This is a genomic window from Microbispora triticiradicis (genome assembly GCF_005864065.1).
Lineage (GTDB): Bacteria > Actinomycetota > Actinomycetes > Streptosporangiales > Streptosporangiaceae > Microbispora > Microbispora triticiradicis.
On the sequence record NZ_VANP01000006.1, the window covers coordinates 24647 to 40772 of the forward strand.

Annotated in this window: 10 protein-coding genes; 5 read left to right on the forward strand and 5 right to left on the reverse strand. The window is 73.3% G+C overall.

What is annotated here, in order from left to right; translation table 11 throughout:
* Positions 1 to 144: 144 nt before the first annotated feature.
* Together FED44_RS16910 and FED44_RS16915 are read right to left on the reverse strand one after the other, a co-directional pair.
* Positions 145 to 3198 (reverse strand): bifunctional [glutamine synthetase] adenylyltransferase/[glutamine synthetase]-adenylyl-L-tyrosine phosphorylase, encoded by a 3054-nt coding sequence (locus tag FED44_RS16910; protein ID WP_138461260.1) that lies wholly within the window; start codon positions 3196 to 3198, stop codon positions 145 to 147.
* Positions 3199 to 3443: 245 nt separating this feature from the next.
* Positions 3444 to 4181 (reverse strand): type 1 glutamine amidotransferase, encoded by a 738-nt coding sequence (locus FED44_RS16915; protein WP_138461261.1) that lies wholly within the window; start codon positions 4179 to 4181, stop codon positions 3444 to 3446.
* Between the two features lie 377 nt (positions 4182 to 4558).
* Here FED44_RS16915 and FED44_RS16920 point away from each other — a divergent pair, with 377 nt between their 5' ends.
* Together FED44_RS16920 and FED44_RS16925 are read left to right on the forward strand one after the other, a co-directional pair.
* Positions 4559 to 5902 (forward strand): serine hydrolase domain-containing protein, encoded by a 1344-nt coding sequence (locus tag FED44_RS16920; RefSeq protein WP_138461262.1) that lies wholly within the window; start codon positions 4559 to 4561, stop codon positions 5900 to 5902.
* A 130-nt stretch (positions 5903 to 6032) separates the two neighbouring features.
* Complete coding sequence (locus FED44_RS16925; protein ID WP_138461263.1) at positions 6033 to 6935, forward strand: alpha/beta hydrolase; 903 nt, start codon at positions 6033 to 6035, stop codon at positions 6933 to 6935.
* On the opposite strand, the gene FED44_RS16930 is transcribed toward FED44_RS16925, so the two are convergent.
* Positions 6936 to 7679: a hotdog fold domain-containing protein gene (locus tag FED44_RS16930; protein WP_138461264.1), complete on the reverse strand. Its 744-nt coding sequence runs from the start codon at positions 7677 to 7679 to the stop codon at positions 6936 to 6938.
* A 154-nt stretch (positions 7680 to 7833) separates the two neighbouring features.
* Entirely contained in the window at positions 7834 to 9195 is a 1362-nt protein-coding gene (glnA, locus tag FED44_RS16935; protein ID WP_138461265.1) for a type I glutamate--ammonia ligase, read from the reverse strand.
* Positions 9196 to 9373: 178 nt separating this feature from the next.
* Between glnA and FED44_RS16940 the strand changes: the two genes are divergently transcribed.
* Positions 9374 to 11446 carry a sensor histidine kinase gene (locus FED44_RS16940; RefSeq protein ID WP_138461266.1) on the forward strand — a complete coding sequence of 691 codons (2073 nt, stop codon included), beginning with the start codon at positions 9374 to 9376 and terminating at the stop codon, positions 11444 to 11446.
* A 66-nt stretch (positions 11447 to 11512) separates the two neighbouring features.
* Here FED44_RS16940 and FED44_RS16945 read toward each other — a convergent pair whose 3' ends face one another.
* Positions 11513 to 12472: a DUF5937 family protein gene (locus FED44_RS16945; RefSeq protein ID WP_138461267.1), complete on the reverse strand. Its 960-nt coding sequence runs from the start codon at positions 12470 to 12472 to the stop codon at positions 11513 to 11515.
* A gap of 70 nt (positions 12473 to 12542) precedes the next feature.
* Between FED44_RS16945 and FED44_RS16950 the strand changes: the two genes are divergently transcribed.
* Positions 12543 to 13760, forward strand: coding sequence for an MDR family MFS transporter (locus tag FED44_RS16950; protein WP_117408558.1), 1218 nt, complete (start codon positions 12543 to 12545; stop codon positions 13758 to 13760).
* An 81-nt stretch (positions 13761 to 13841) separates the two neighbouring features.
* Entirely contained in the window at positions 13842 to 16040 is a 2199-nt protein-coding gene (locus FED44_RS16955) for a sensor histidine kinase (protein WP_138461268.1), read from the forward strand.
* Positions 16041 to 16126: the final 86 nt, after the last annotated feature.

The window sequence follows — 16126 nt, forward strand, 5'->3', positions numbered from 1 at the left end:
CGTCGAAGCCAGGCCGGGCGTGCCGGCCCGTCGGGAGACAGCGGGCCGAGAAGGACCCGGAGAGTCGCGAGGGATCTGGACAAAGGGGACGGCGGCCGCGCCGGGCGGGTCCCGAGAGACGGGGGACCCGCCGGGCGGCAGGGGTCAGCCCTCGTAGAAGACGCGCTCCACGACGGTCCTGGCCCGCCGCGTGGCGCGCCGGTAGTCCTCCACGAAGTCCTCGGTGCCCTCCGGCGGGTAGCCGAGGGCCCGCGCGAGCAGCAGCCGCTCCTTGACCAGGGTGGGGATGCTGTCGGCGGCCCGGCCGCGCACCAGCATCAGGGCGTCGCGGATGCGCGAGGCGAACAGCCACGCCTCCGCGAGCACCGCCTCGTCGGCCGGGTCGAGCAGGTCCTCCGCCGCCGCGGCGCGCAGCGCGTCCAGCGTGCGGGTGGTGCGCAGCGCCGGTACGGCGCCCGCGTGCCGCAACTGGATGAGCTGGGCCACCCACTCCACGTCGGTCAGCCCGCCCCTGCCGAGCTTGGTGTGCAGGGCCGGATCGGCGCCGCGCGGCAGGCGTTCGGCCTCCATCCTGGCCTTGAGCTTGCGGATCTCCCGTACGGCGTCGACCGATATGCCGCCCTCCGGGTAGCGCATCGGATCGACGAGGGCCGTGAACTCCCGGCCGAGGTCGGCGTCACCCGCGCAGAACCGGGCGCGCAGCAGCGCCTGCGCCTCCCAGTGCGAGGCCCAGCGGTCGTAGTAGGCCTTGTAGGAGGCGATCGTGCGGACGAGCGGCCCCTGCCGCCCCTCCGGCCGCAGCCCGGCGTCGATCTGCAGCGGCGGGTCGGGGGCGGGCCGCGCGAGCAGCCTGCGCGTCTCCTCGGCCACCGCGTGGGCCGCGTCGGTGGCGTCCCGCTCCGCCACGCCGGGCAGCGGCGCGTGTACGAACATCACATCGGCGTCGCTGGCGTAGGAGCTCTCCAGGCCGCCGAGGCGGCCCATGGCGATCACGGCGACGCGGGTCGGGAACGGCTCGCGCCGCTCCAGCGTGACCTTGTTGATCGCCGCAGTCAGCGCCGCCTGGATCGTCACGTCGTTGAGTGACGACAGCGCCTGGCCGACCTCCTCGATGTCGATCAGGCCGGACAGGTCGGCGCAGGCCGTACGGAGCAGTTCCCGGCGGCGCAGCGCGCGGGCGGCGGCGACGGCGGTCTCGGCGTCCTCCGCGTAGCGGCCCACCGCCGCGGCGGCCTCGGCGGCCAGCGTCGCGGCCGGCCGTACGGCGAGCTCGGCGGGCGAGCCCAGCATGCCGACCGCGTCCGGGGCGTGCAGCAGCAGGACGGTGACGTACTTGCTGGTGCCGAGCAGGTGGGCGAGGCGCTCGGCCACGGCGGTCTCGTCCCGCAGCAGGCGCAGATACCACGGCGTGCTGCCGAGCTTGTCGCTCACCTGGCGGAACCCGAGCAGGCCGGCGTCCGGGTCGGGGGCGTTGGCGAACCAGCCGAGCATGACCGGCAGCAGCGTGCGCTGGATGGCCGCGCGGCGGGAGACGCCGCTGGTGAGAGCGGCGATGTGCCGTAAAGCGCCCTCGGGGTCGGCGTACCCGAGCGCCTGGAGCCGCGCGGTGGCAGCGGCCGCGGACAGGCGGGTCTCGGTCTCCGGCAGGCGGGCGACGGCCTGCAGCAGCGGCCGGTAGAACAGCTTCTCGTGCAGCCTCCGCACCTCCAGCGCGTGCCGCTTCCAGGTGGTGGTGAACTCTCCCACCGGGTCGGTCGTCATGCCGAGCCCGCGGCCGATCCGCCGCAGGTCGGCGGTGTCCGACGGCACCACATGCGTGCGGCGCAGCCGGTGCAGCTGGAGCATGTGCTCGACCTGCCGCAGGAAGGTGTACGCCTCGGCGAGGGCCTTGGCGTCGTCCCGTCCGACGTAACCGCCCCGCGACAGAGCGGCGAGGGCCGACAGCGTCGCCCTGCGGCGCAGCAGCGGGTCGGAGCGGCCGTGCACGAGTTGCAGGAGCTGGACGGCGAACTCGATGTCCCGCAGCCCGCCGGGCCCCAGCTTGATCTGCCGGTCGGCCTCGCTCACCGGCACGTGCGCCTCGACCCGGCGGCGCATGGACTGCACGTCCTCGACGAAGTTGGGCCGCGCCGCGGCCTGCCACACCAGGTCGTTGACCGCGGCGACGTACTCCTGGCCGAGGTCCAGGTCGCCGGCGACCGGCCGGGCCTTCAGCAGCGCCTGGAACTCCCAGGTCTTGGCCCAGCGGCGATAGTAGGCCAGGTGGCTTTCCATGCTGCGGACGAGCGGGCCCATCTTGCCCTCGGGACGCAGGTTGGCGTCCACCTCCCACAGCGCACCCTCGCGGGTGCTCGCCGAGCAGGCCCGCATCATGCCCTGCGCGAGCCGCGTCGCGATCTGCAGCGCCTTGGTCTCGTCGACGCCCTCCTTCGGCTCGGCCACGAAGACGACGTCGACGTCGGAGATGTAGTTCAGCTCGCGCGCCCCGCACTTGCCCATGCCGATGACGGCGAGCCGCACGTCGCCGGCGTCCGCCACCTCCGCCCTGGCGATGGCGAGGGCCGCGTCGAGCGCCGCGGCGGCCAGGTCGGCCAGCGCGGCGGCGGTCTCCGCGAGCGTGCACTCGCCCGTCACGTCCCGCGCGGCCAGGTCGAGCAGCCTGGTCCGGTGGGCGACGCGCAGCGCGTCCATCGCCTGGGCGGCCACGCCCGGTTCGGCCGCGCCCGCCGTGGCCCCGCCGGCCACCGGCTCGGCGGCGTCCGGGTCCGCCCCGACCGCCAGCAGCAACTCCTCGCACAGCTCACGGGCGACCGGCCACTGCGGCGACCCGGCCACCGTCAGGCAGTCCGGGTGCCGTACGACGTGCTCGCCGAGCGCCGCGCTGATCCCGAACACACCGAGCAGCCTGCGGCGCAGCGCGGGATCGGCGCGGAACGTGCCGAGCACGCTCGGATCCCGCTCGACCAGGCGGCTCAATGTGGTGAGCGCGAGATCGGGGTCGGCCGCCCTGACCAGGTCGTCGAGCAGCGCGAAGTCGCCGACCGCCTCGGGGCCGAGGTCGTCCAGCAACCGTTCGGCCCGCGCGCCGTCGGCGAATCCCAGTGCGGCCAGGCGCCCAGCCGTCGTCTGTATGCGCGGCGCCGCGTTCACCGTTCCTTCCTCCACCCCGACGTCGATCACGTCGGTCCCCCGAGACATGCCTTCCCAGTAACCGTACACAGGGATGGACGCCTCCTCGCAGAGATCGGTCCCCCCTCGGGACCCGATTCCCGAACGGACGCCTCCCGGCGTCCACTGATGTCGCAGCTCGGCGCGTGCCGGGCTCGCGCACACGGTAACCCGGCGGGTTGTGCGGCGTCCTTAGCGGTTTCTCTGCGTAATCGGTGCATCACGCGGTTTGCCCGCGCCCCTTCTCCGCGCCTCCCGCGCGGCGGGACGGCAGGTCAGAGCCGTGTCACCTGGGCCGCGAACGCCTCGGCCAGCGGCCTCCAGGTCTGTTCGAGCTCCCGCCCGGCCGCCGTGACCTGCGTGGTCAGCTCCGCCGCCGTGTCGGGCGCGAGCTCGCCGCTCCCGGCCCAGGAGGCGAAGATCTCGGGCGTGGCCTCGGGGTGGAACTGCACCGCCCAGGCGTGGTCGCCGAGCCGGTAGGCCTGGTTGGCGTACCGCGCGCCGGTCGCGAGGCGTACCGCGCCGGGTGGCAGGGTGGTCATCGCGTCGTAGTGGTACTGCACCGTCCGCAGAGGCACCGACCGCAGGGGCTCAGATCGCAGGGGTACCGTTCCGCCGGGCGGCGCGGACAGGAGCGGGTCGTCCGCCGCCTCGGGCAGCGGTTCGATCTCGCAGAGGCCGATCTCCGGGCCCGCGTCGCCGCGCTCGACGGTCCCGCCGCAGGCCAGGGTCATGAGCTGGGCGCCGAGGCAGATGCCGAGAACCGGGACTCCGCCGTCCACCGCGCGCGCGAGCAGGTCCCTGGTGGCGGGCAGCCACGGATACCCCTCGTCGTCCCACGCGGCGGCGGCGCCGCCGAGGACGAGCAGCCCGCCGCCCGCGGTCGCGGGCACCGCCTCTCCCTTGTACGGCCGGACGACCTCGACGGCGACGCCGGCGGCCTCCAGCCAGCCGGCGAAGTAGCCCAGACCGGCTTCGGCCTCGTGCTCGATGACGAGCAGACGTTCATCCATGCGCGCAGCTTAAAGACACATATCAGGACAGGCGATACCTGGGTCGCACGCGCACAGCCGCCGTACCCAGATGGCCACGGCGGGGTCGTCGCCCGGCCGCACGACCTCGGGCGCGGGAGTAACGGCCGGTCCCAAGATGAGTAGTGATTGCTCTATCCGTACGTGCCGGAGCGCCCCGACGCTGATGCGTGCAGACCCCGAGCCGTCCGAGATGAGGCAGAAGTGTCCGAGAACGACGATGTCAAGGTCCCTCAGCCGGGACAGAACCAGGCGCCCTTCCCGCCGGTCGTGCCCATCGGCGTGAACCACAACGAGATCGCGATCGAGGCGTGATCGGCCGCGGAGGAGCGATCGGACCCTCCGGTGACGGAGATCCGATGAAGCGGAAGAGACTGACCCGGCGCGACTTCGGCCGGGTGGCGGGGCTGGCCGGGCTCGGAGTGGCCGGAGGCGTCCTCCTGCCCGGGGCTCGGGGGACGGCACACGCCGACACCTTCGAGCCCGAGTTCCCCAGGCCCGTCTTCAAGGTGACCGGCTCGACCGATCCCGGGCTGGACGCCTTCAACCAGGCCATGAGCAGGTTCATGCAGGACCGGAACATCTCCGCCGGTTCCCTGGCCGTCAGCCGCAACGGCAAGCTGGTGCTGGCCCGCGGATACAGCTTCTCGCGCAACCTGCATTTCACGGTCGAACCGACCGCGCTGTTCCGGCTCGCCAGCGTCAGCAAGCCGATCACCGCGGCGGCCGTGCTCAAGCTGGTGCAGGCCGGAAAGCTCAGCCTCGACGACAAGCTGACCGACCGGCTCACGCTGACACCGCCGCCAGGCAAGACCGCCGACGCCCGGCTGGGGAACGTGACCGTGCGCAGGCTCCTCCAGCACCTGGGCGGCTGGGACAGAGCCCTCACGCCGGACCCTATGTTCCTCGATTCCGTCATCGCGAGCGAGCTCGGCGTGCCGCTTCCGATCAGCCGATCCAACATCATGCGGCGCACGACCGGCGTACGGCTGGACTTCGACCCCGGGGCCAGGTACGCCTACAGCAACTACGGCTACATGCTGCTCGGCCGGATAATCGAGAAGGCCGGGGGGATGCCGTACGCCACCTACGTCCAGGAGAGGATCCTCAATCCCCGGGGCATCACCAGGATGCGCCAGGGCCGCTCCCTGCCCGAATACGCCGCCCCCGGAGAGGTCTCCTACGAATCGAAGCAGGAGGCGGTCTACGTCTTCGACTCCTCCGGCAGTTTGGTGCCGTCCCCCGACGGCGGCTTCAACCTGGAGAACATGGACGCCCACGGCGGCTGGCTGGGCAGCGCGGTCGACGTCGTTCGGTTCGGCGACCTGTTCGACCAGCGCGGGATCAAGTACGACCCCGTCCTGGACCACATCACCTTCCCGACGCTGGAAGGCGACTCGATCGACCAGGCGTTCGCCCAGCCGGAGATCGGGGTCCAGCCGGGCGGGTGGTGGTACGGGTGCGGCTGGGTCGTCCGCAACGCCGGAGGCGGCATCGACGCCGCCCACAACGGCAGCCTGCCCGGCACGACCACCCTGCTCGTACGCCGCCACGACGGCCTCAACTGGGCCGCCCTGTTCAACCGGAGGCGTGACGACGACACCGAGCTCGACTTCGACGCGTCCATCGACAACGCCCTACGCCAGGCGGCCAACGCCGTGACGTCGTGGCCCTCCGTCAACCTGTACCGGGACTACCTCTGACCGGTGCCCCTACCGGCTCTGCGCCCGGCTGGGTCCGCCACCGAGCGAGGAGGCGACCCTGCCGGGGCACGCCCCCGGCCGCCGGCGCCCGGGTCAGGCGCGGCATGCGCGGTTCCGTACAGTCCGTTCCATGAAGTTCGACGAAGTCGCCGTCCCCGGCGGGCGGCTGCGGATCGCCCGGTTCGGCGACGGCCCGCGTCTGATCATCGCGGCGCACGGCATCAGCGCCTCCCTCATGGCCTGGCGGGCGGTGGGCGACGCGCTGCCGACCGACTGGTCGCTGGTCGCCGCCGACCTGCGCGGCCGCGGCCACAGCGCCGGCCTGCCCGGCCCGTACGGCCTGGACCGGCACGCGGAGGACCTGGAACTGGTGGCCCGGCACGTCGGCGCGGACGGCACCAGCGTGCTCACCGGGCATTCGATGGGCGCCTACGTCGCCGCCCTGCACGCCGCCGCTCGCATCGGGGCCGCTCGAACCGGGGCCGCAGGGGATGGAGGGTGGCGCTATGCCCGGGTCGTGCTGGTGGACGGCGGCCTGCCGCTGCCGCTGCCGCCGGGCGCGGACCCCGACGAGGTGATGGCGGCGACGCTCGGCCCCGCCATCGCCCGGCTCTCCCGGACCTTCCCGGACGTGGAGGCGTATCTCGACCTGTTCCGCGCCCACCCCGCGCTGGCCGGCGACTGGTCCCCGGTCGTCGAGGAGTACGTCCGCTACGACGCCACCGGACCGGACGGCGCCGTGCGGTCGCGCGTCCGCGAGGAGGCCGTACGGCAGGACGGCCGCTGGCCCCTCACGAGACACGCGGAACTCGGCGCGGCGCTCAAGGCGATCGAGCCCGCGCCGCTGCTGCTCCGCGCGCCCAGAGGGCTGCTGAACCAGGACGTCGGGCTGCAGCCCGACGATCTCACCGCGCGGTGGAAGGCGGAGCTGCCGGGGCTGCGCGACGAGGTCGTCCCCGACTGCAACCACTACACGATCCTGTTCGATCCCCGCTGCGCCGCGCTCGTGGCCGCCCGTCTCACCGCCGGCTGATCACTTGGGGATGATCCAGGTCGCCTGGGCGGCGGCGACCAGCGTGCCGTCCACCTCGTAGACCGCGCTGGTGCCGAAGATCTTGCGGCCCTCGCGGCCGGTCGCGCGGGCGACGACGGAATACCTGCCCATCGGGTAGACCCGGCGGAACACCTGCCCGGTGAGCCGCCCGAGGAGCGGAGGCCGGGCGGGCTCGGCGCCGGTGAACGCGCGGTGGTGCGCCCACCCGGTGGCGCAGTCGAGCGCCGCCCAGATGATCGAGCCGGGGACCACGCCCTGCTCGTCGGTGACGTTGAACGGCACCCGCCATCCGGCGGCCACCAGGTCGGTGCCGTCCACCGGACCGGGGAAGATCCGCAGGCCGTCGCCCGGCTCGCGCAGCCCGCAGGCGAAGCAGCCGGCGATGGCGTGGCCGTGCAGTCCGGGGAAGCCCGACTCCGCCCGCGCCGCGTCGGTGAACGACACGAACGGCGGCGGCGTCAGCGGCTCCGCGACGGGGATGGCCTCGGCGAGATGGCTCTCGCCGACGCTCAGGACGACGGCGTTGCCGACCTGTTCGAGCGTCAGCCCGGTTTCGAGCGGGACCGGTCTGCGGAGGGTGACCTCCACCGGAGATTCATGACCGGCCCCCGTCAGCGTCCCGGCGAGGGTGCCCGCGATCCATCCGCCGTTGGCGGTGCCCTCGGGCCCCCGGAAGCGCTTCGGTACGGTCAGAACGGTCTGCAGTCCCGCAGCCGCCGTCATATGGCCACGTCCTCCCTGAGTCACGTCGATACGGCTCACCCGTAAGGGTCACAACAAGTGCGCCGATTTTACTGTTCCGGCATAGGAAACAGTTAAACGGACGGGAGTGTCGGGAAGATTTGCAACCTGTAACGTCGCCGTGACGGCGCGGCGGCTACAGCACCGGCAGGTAGCGGCCGAGCTCGTACTCGGTCACCTGGCGGCGGTACTCCTGCCACTCCGAGCGCTTGTTACGCAGGAAGTAGTCGAAGACGTGCTCACCGAGGGTCTCGGCGACGAGCTCGCTGTGCTCCATCGCCGCGATCGCCTCGTCGAGCGACTGGGGCAGCGGCTGGATGCCGAGCGCCCGCCGCTCCGAGCTGGTGAGCGCCCACACGTCGTCCTCGGCCCCCGGCGGCATCTCGTACCCCTCCTCGATGCCCTTGAGCCCGGCCGCCAGGATGACGGCGAAGGCGAGGTAGGGGTTGCAGGAGGAGTCGAGCGACCGGAACTCGATGCGGGTGGAGCCACCCTTGTGCGGCTTGTACATCGGCACCCGCACGAGCGCCGAGCGGTTGTTGTGCCCCCAGCAGATGTACGCGGGGGCCTCTCCGCCGGCTCCGGCGATCGCCTCGGCGCCGCCCCACAGCCGCTTGTAGGAGTTCACCCACTGGTTGCACACGGCGGTGATCTCCGCGGCGTGCCGGAGCAGGCCGCCGATGAACGACCGGCCGATCTTGGAGAGCTGGTAGTCGGAGCCGGGCTCGTAGAAGGCGTTGCGGTCGCCCTCGAACAGCGACATGTGCGTGTGCATGCCGGAGCCGGGGAAGTCGGTGAACGGCTTGGGCATGAACGAGGCCCACACGCCCTGCTCCAGCGCCACCTCCTTCATGACCAGCCGGAACGTCATGATGTTGTCGGCGGTGGTGAGCGCGTCGGCGTACCGCAGGTCGATCTCCTGCTGGCCCGGGGCGCCCTCGTGGTGGCTGTACTCCACCGAGATGCCCATCGACTCCAGCATCATGATCGCGTTGCGGCGGAAGTCGTGGCCCGCGCTGTGCGGGGTGTGGTCGAAGTAGCCGCCCTCGTCTATCGGCTCGGGCCTGCTGCCCTTCTCCGGCCGGTTGCGCAGCAGGAAGAACTCGACCTCGGGGTGGGTGTAGAAGGTGAACCCCATGTCGGCCGCCTTGGCCAGCGTCCGCTTCAGCACGAAACGCGGGTCGGCGTGCGACGGCGAGCCGTCCGGCATCAGGATGTCGCAGAACATGCGGGCGGCGCCCGGCGTCTCGCTGCGCCACGGCAGGATCTGGAACGTCGAGGGGTCGGGCTTGGCCAGCATGTCCGACTCGTAGACCCGCGAGAAGCCCTCGATCGCCGAGCCGTCGAACCCGATGCCCTCGGCGAAGGCGCCCTCCAGCTCGGCCGGCGCGATCGCCACCGACTTCAGGAAACCGAGCACGTCGGTGAACCACAGCCGGATGAACCGGATGTCTCGCTCTTCGAGCGTGCGGAGGACGAATTCCTGCTGGCGGTCCAAGGCGTACCTCTCGGAGTTACAGAACGGCGTGTCTACCAGTTTGCCTCGTTCGTGTTTCACAGGGGTTACGAGGGGGTGTGAGAGCGAACCAACCGCCCCCGCGCGTAGTCGTTGCTCATTGATCCGGCGTTGATCCGTCGTCCAGTGAGCATCGACCCGCGCGTTCTACGGTCCCCGCATGCCGGTGCACGACCAGAAGGAGTCCCCGCCCGTGGCACGACCGCCGCTCGACACGCGCGCCCTCGACTGGTCCGGCCGGGTGCGGGCGTACGGCCCGGCCGTCGCGGTGGCCATCGCGTGCGCGGCGATCGCCCTGGAGATCGGCGACATCTGGGTGACCGCGCAACTGCCGCCGTCCCCCTACAACCCGCTGCCGTTCGCTCCGGAGGACGTGGCCGGCACGACGTTCCCGATCTTCGGGGCGCTGCTGGTGATCTCCCGGCCCCGGCTGCTGCTCGGCTGGCTGCTGTGCCTCGGCGGCCTGGGCTCGGCCGCCAACATCCTGGCGGCCAACACGGCGGCCCTGCTCGTCCTGAACGGGGGGCATCCGCTGGTCCACCCGCTGTGGGTGTTCGCCGACGGGGTGTGGAACCTCACGACGTACGCGCTGGGCGTGCTGCTGCCGTTGCTGTATCCGACCGGGCGGATCCTGTCCAAGCGCTGGTGCGTGCCCGGGGCGATCACCGCGACGGCCCTCGGCCTCGACTGGCTGTGCTCGTGGATCGCCCCGTCGAGCGTCCGTACCGGCGGCAACGCGCTGGAGGTGGCGGCCTTCGCGCCGTACTACGCGCAGACCCGGCAGGGCCTGCACATGGTCGTCGCGGTGGGCATGGCGCTGGCGTTCTCCTCGCTCGTCGTGCGGTTCCACCGGGCCGACGGGATAGAGCGCCGGCAGATCCTCTGGCCGCTGGTCGCCATGGCCGGCCTGGTCGTCCCGTGGGTGATCGGATATCCGGTCTGGTGGACGGCCACGCTGACGCTGCCCCTGGTGCCGGCCGCGATCGCGGTCGCCGTGCTGCGCTACCGGCTCTACGGCATCGACACGCTGATCAGCCGCGCCCTCGTCGGCGCCGGCCTGGTCGGCGTGGTCGCCGCCGTCTACGTGCTCGTGGGCGCGGGCTCCAGCCTGGTCCTGTCCGGCGTCGACCGGTTCGCCGGGCTGGCCGCGGCCCTGTTCGCCGGGGCGTTCTTCCATCCGATCCGCCGCGGGCTGCAGCGCCTGGCCGACCACGCGTTGTACGGCAGGGGCGGCGACCCGCACGCGCTGGCCGCCGGGCTACGGCGGCGGCTGCCGCACGCCGACCCCGCGCACGCCCTGCTCGCCGCCCTGGAGGTGCTCCGCGACGGCCTGTCGGTCACCGGCATCGCGGTGGAGATCGACGGGAAGACCACGACCAGCGGCCGGGTGGGCCCCGTGGCCCGCGAGATGCCGCTGGTGTGGCACGGAGAGCCGGTCGGCCGCATGCTGATCGGGCCGCCGGGCCGCCGCCGGTTCCCCGCCGCCCACGACGAGCGGGTGATCGCGGTGCTGGCGCCGTACGTCGCGGACGCGGCGCACACGGTGCTCCTGACCACCGCGCTGCAGCGCTCCCGCGAGCGCATCCTGACCGCCGGGGAGGAGGAGCGACGGCGGCTGCGCCGCGACCTGCACGACGGGCTCGGGCAGACGCTGGCGTCGATGGCGATGACGCTCAACGCGGCGCGGGTCAGCCTGGAACGCTCCCCCGACGCCGCCGACACGCTGCTGCGCGACCTGCGCGAGGGCATGGACACCGTCACCGCCGACGTCCGCCAGCTCGTGTACGGCCTGCGTCCCCCCGCGCTCGACGACCTCGGGCTGGCGGGAGCCGTACGGGCCCTGGTCGAGGAGGCCCGGCCGGGCCTGGCGGCCGGGGCGGAGTCGGCCGCCGAGGTCGAGGTGACCGGCGACCTGGCCGGGCTGCCCGCCGCCGTGGAGGTGGCGGCCTACCGGATCGTGCAGGAGGCGCTGACCAACGTGCGCAAGCACGCGCGGGCGCGGCGCGTGCGGGTGGTCCTGCATCGGAACGGCGAGCTGCGGGTGACGGTGGCCGACGACGGCGTGGGGCTCCCGGCGAACCGCAGGGCGGGCGTCGGCCTGTGCTCGATGGCGGAGCGGGCGGCCGAGCTGGGCGGCACCTGTGCCGTCGCCTCCGAGCCCGGCCATGGCACGACCGTCACGGCCCGCCTGCCGGCCGTACCCGGGCCGTCCCTCGGCGGCGCGTGGTCCTGACGGCCGCGCCGAGCCGGCGGCCCCAGAGCGGCCCCGGATCGGCGGGCACAGACCGGCGGAGCCGGATCAGCGGGCGGCGGTCAGCGCGTCCCCGACCGGCGTCCGCCGGTAGAGCACCTCGCGGCCGAGCCGCTGCCGCGTCACGAGCCCGCCGCCCGACAGCACGGTGAGGTGCTGACTGACCGCGCCGGGCGTGAGGCCGAGCCGCCGGGCGAGCGCGGTGGTCGTGCCGGGCTCGGCCAGCGCGGTCAGCACCTGGGCCCGGGTGCGGCCGATGAGCGCGGCCAGCTCCGGGGCGCAGGGCACGCCGGCCGACCACAGCGTGCCCACCCCGCGCGCCGGGTAGCACAGCATGGGCCGGTACGGCTCGTACATCACGGCGACGCCCGGCGAGGAGAAGGCGCTCGGCACCAGGACGAGGCCGTCGCCGCCGAGGTCGCCGTCGTAGGCGCATCTCCTGGCCGTCACCAGACGGTCGCCGTGCCAGGCGACGTCGGGGTGCAGGTCCGCGAACAGCTCACGCACTCCCCCGGCCGCGAGCCTGCGGGCGCGCCACATCACGTCCGCCTCCAGCAGCGCGCGGACCGCCGGCCAGAACTCCTCCAGGGCGACCGTCCAGTACCGCCCGAGCAGGTCCGCCACCCGCCGTACGCCCGCGGCGGGGTCGGCCGTGAACCGCGAGAGGGCCGCGGGGTCGGGCGTCTGCACCCACGCCGCCTCCTCGTACGCCGTGCCGGGAGGCGTGGCGCGGACCCGCTCCAGCTCGCCGAGGAAGTCGGGCAGCGGCGTGTCCGGCGGCGGCGTGAGGAAATCGGGCAGATAGCCGCTCAACGGCACCAGCGCGAACAGGTCGGTGAGGTCGAGCCCCCGCAGGCGCGGCTGTACGGCCCGCAGCCACGGCAGGTGCGGCGAGTGGCGGGCGGGGGCCCGCAACACCCGGAGGCTCGCCACGAGCTCCCACATCGGGGAGAAGGCGAACCGCAGCCGCGCCACGTCGTCCGGCGTGAACCGCCACTCCACCGGCACCGCGCCCCCATGTTTCAGCCAGGCCTAAAACATTCGCACGGCGGACTCCGGATGTCCAACAGTGATCGGCGTGACAACCGTTTCCGGCAGGGCGGACAGGACAGGCGGGACTGGGTTCCTCCGGTCGAGGGCCGGCGGCCTGCCCCGGCCGTTCTGGGTGCTGTTCGGCGGCTCGTTCGTGAACCGTCTCGGCACGATGGTGGAGCCGTTCATCGGCGTCTACCTCACGCAGGCGCGCGGCGTGCCGCTGGCCACCGCCGGACTGGTGATGACCATGTTCGGCGTGGGGTCGCTGCTGGCGCAGCCGGTCGCCGGATGGCTGAGCGACCGCTTCGGGCGCCGGGTCACCCTGACGGGCGGGATGGTCGCGACGGCCGTCACCATGCTCGCGCTCGGCTACACCACGAGCGTGCCGGGGCTCGTCGCGGGGATGCTCGTGCTGGGGATCGTGGTCGACGCCTACCGCCCGGCGTCGCAGGCGATCGTCGCCGACCTGGTGCCGCCGGAGGACCGGCCCCGGGCCTTCGGGCTGCTGTTCTGGGCCGTCAACCTCGGGTTCGCGGTGGCGATGGTGGCCGGCGGCTGGCTCGCCCGCTCGGGCTTCACGGTGTTGTTCTGGGTGGACGCCGTCACCTGCCTGGTCTTCGGCGTCCTCGTGTGGCGGGCGATCCCCGAGACCCGCCCGGCCCGTGAAGACGCGCCGCCCGGCCGGTTCGCCGACGTGCTGCGCGACCGGGTCATGCTGGCCTTCGTGCTGGCCAACCTGGTGTACGCGCTGGTCTACCTGCAGGCCTACAGCACACTGCCGCTCGCGATGACCGGGCAGGGCCTGCCGACCAGCGCGTACGGCATGGCGATGGCCGTGAACGGCCTGCTGATCGTGGTCGTGCAGCCGGTGACGACCACCTGGCTGGCCCGGTTCGACCCGTCCAGGGTGCTGGCGGCCGGGTTCGCGCTCGTCGGGCTCGGGTTCGCGCTGACCTCCCTGGTGTCGTCGGGAGCCGGGCACGCGGCGACCGTGGCCGTCTGGACGCTCGGCGAGGCGCTGACCGCCGGGATCCCGGGAGCCATCGTCGCGACGCTCGCCCCCGCCCATCTGCGGGGACGCTACTCCGGCCTGTACGGACTGTCGTGGTCGGCCGGCGCGCTGCTCGCGCCCCTCGTCGGCACCCGGTTGCTGGCGGACGCGCCGGGCCTGGTCTGGCCGGTGCTGGGCGGCCTCGGCCTGCTCGCGGCGGGAGCCCAGCTTCTCCTCGGCCGCGCGGTCCGCCGCCGCTCCGCCGCCTGACGAAAGGGCCCGCGTCCCGGCCGGCGGCGTCCCGGTTTTCTGTTCCAGGGCGGAACGGGACAGGACATAATTCGGTCCAGAATGGACGAGAACCCCCCTGCCTTCCCCGCGCGCACGATGGCGTACGCGATGGCGGCCGTCGCGCTCGGACTGACTCTCCTGGGGGTCGTGGTCCAGCTCCGGCTCCCCCCCGAATGGCAGCCGCACCCGGCGATCCCGCCCGACGCCGGCATCGCCCTCACGTTCCCGGCCACGGGGGCGTTCCTGGTGTCCCGGCGGCCCCGGCTCATCATGGCCTGGCTGATGTGCGCCGGCGGCCTGCTGGGGTCGGTGAACGTCGCCTTCACCGCGTTCACGTTCTACTGGGCCTCGCAAGGTGAGATGGGCGCGGCCATCGCCGCACGCGCGGTGTATCTCGTGGGCTGGGCGGTGGCGGGCCTGATGCTCGCGGTCCTGCTTCCGCTCTACTCCCCCGACGGCCGGCTCCCCTCGCGCGGGTGGCGGGCCGTCGTCGTGCTGGGCGTCCTCACCACCGTCATCCTGATCGTCATGGGCCTGGTGCGGCCCGATCCGGATCCCGCGGACTACCCCTGGCCGGAAGTGATCCACAATCCGCTGGAGATCAGGGCTCTCGCTCCCTACTACCAGTCGCTCTGGTTAGCGCCGCAGGTGCTCGTCCAGGTCTGCGTGGTCGCGGCGCTCGCGTCGCTCGCGCTGCGGATGCGGCGGGCCGACCCGGCGACGCGGCGGCAGATCGCCTGGCCGCTCCTGTTCTTCGCCGTGTACGTCCTGTTGTACCTGCTGGGAGCGTCGGCCTCGGTCGCGGCCACCCTGTGGACGGCGCTGATCCCGCCGTCGATCCTCTTCGCGGTCCTGCGCTACCGGCTGTACGGCATCGACACCCTCATCAGCCGGACGTTCGTCAGCGTCGGGCTGCTCGTCGTGGTCGGCGCGGTGTACTTCGGCGTCGGAGCCGCCTCCAGCCTGTTCGTCTCCGGATACCACCAGGTGGCCGGGCTCGCGGCGGCGCTGTTCGCGGGCGCGTTCTTCCAGCCGCTGCGCCGCGCCCTGCAAGGCGTCGTGGACCGCGCGCTGTACGGGCCGGTGGGCGACCCGGCGCTGCTCGCCGAACGGCTGACTCAGGAGGTGCGGCGGGCCGACCCCGCCGACGCGCTCGCCTCGGTGGTGACGGTCGTGCGGGACGGCCTCGCCGTGGAAGGGGTAGCCGTCGAGATCGCCGACGGCAGTCCGAGGTACGTCGAGAGCGGCCACGTGGGGCCCGAGCCCCGCGAGGTCCCGCTGGTCTGGCACGGCGAACCGGTGGGCCGGCTGCTGGTCGGCCCGCCGGGCGCCCGGAGGTTCGCCGCCGCGCACGACGAGCGGGTGCTCGCCACCCTGCTCCCCTACGTGGCCGACGTGGCCCACGCCGTACGCATGGCCGCCGACCTGCAGCGGTCGCGGGAGCGCATCCTGGCCGCCCGCGAGGAGGAGCGCCGGCGGCTGCGCCGCGACCTGCACGACGGGCTCGGCCAGACCCTCGGGGCCATGGCGATGACGATCAACATCGCGCGGATGAGCCTCACCCGGTCGCCCTCCGCCGCCGACGGCCTGCTGCGGGACCTGCGGGTGGGCATGGACGCCGTGGCCGGCGACATCCGCGAGCTCGTGTACGGCCTGCGTCCGCCCGCCCTCGACGACCTCGGGCTGGCCGGTGCCGTACGCGCCCTCGCGGCGGAGACGCTGCCCGCCGGCGGCTCCGGGCACGAGGAGGACGCTCCGGCGCCGGTGGACGTCGCGGTGCGGGCCGAGGGCGATCTCGCCGGGCTGCCCGCCGCCGTGGAGGTCGCGGTCTACCGCATCGTGCAGGAGGCGCTGAACAACGTGCGCCGCCACGCGCGCGCCACCCGGGTCCAGGTCGAGGTCACCCGGACCGGGGCGGTGGCGGAGACGGAGGCGGTGGCGAGACCCGGAGCGGGGGTGGGGGCAAGGCCTGGAGCGGGGGCGGAGACGGGACCTGGAGCAGAGGCGAAGGCAGGAGCGGGGGCGGGACCTGGAGCCGCGGCGGCAGAGGTGGAGGCAGGAGCGAGGGCGGAGGACGGCGGCGGCGAGCTACGGGTGCGGATCACCGACGACGGCATCGGCCTGCCCGCCCACCTGCGCGCGGGAGTGGGCATGTCCTCGATGCGCGAACGCGCGGCGGAACTCGGCGGCAGTTGCACCGTCACCGCCCCGGACATCGGCGGCACGGTTGTCGAGGCCCGCTTCCCCCTCACCTCCTGACTCCCCGAACCGCCTGATTCCCCTCATCCCATTGCTCCCTCCCGCTCTGCCTGCACCCCCTGCGTTGCCCGCATTGCCTGCCCCGC